This window comes from Flavonifractor sp. An306, from assembly GCF_002159455.1.
GTDB lineage: Bacteria > Bacillota > Clostridia > Oscillospirales > Oscillospiraceae > Flavonifractor.
In genome coordinates this window covers 1-547 of record NZ_NFIQ01000267.1, presented here as the reverse complement: position 1 = coordinate 547, position 547 = coordinate 1, and the positions used below count along the sequence as shown (strand labels likewise).

1 protein-coding gene is annotated in these 547 nt (G+C 58.7%); it reads left to right on the top strand.

What is annotated here, in order from left to right:
* Positions 1 to 44 precede the first annotated feature (44 nt).
* On the top strand, positions 45 to 547 hold a 503-nt coding region (locus B5F88_RS20060), incomplete at its 3' end, for a hypothetical protein (RefSeq protein WP_140402250.1).

The following is a 547-nucleotide window of genomic DNA, read 5'->3' as shown; positions in this document are numbered from 1 at the left end:
GGTTTGATCAGCCTGGACCTGGCCGATTTTCTGGGGTGAGCAGCATGGAAGATGTGCGCAACCTGGTGCCACGGACGCCGCCGGATGGGTTCCTGACCTGGGCGGCTGACGCCCTCCGGGATGAACTGGATACCCACGGATTCATCTATGAACAGGAATGGGTGGAGGACTGGGGGCTTGACTTCATTTTGGACGAATGCGCCAAGCCACGGAAACGGAGACTGGTACGGGTACAGTGTTCCTGCTGCGGCTATCAGGAATTGTACCAGTATGGAATGGGGCAGAGAGGGTATGGATTTATCTTCCCGGAGAGCTACAGCGAAGTGGAGGGAGGGGTGGTCTATGAGTCCGGAGATTGTATTCTGTGCCCTCAGTGTGGCTGTCAAGTGCAGGTTCGGCGGAGAGCGGAGCTGCGGAGTAAAGGCTATTTTGTCCCAACTGAGGGGCGGGCTATGAGTGCCGCCGTAATGGGGAAGGAGCAGCTGCTGGTCCTGACCGGTTGGGTGGTCCAGCGGCGGGTGCTTTATGGTGGCGGAGACCACCTGGA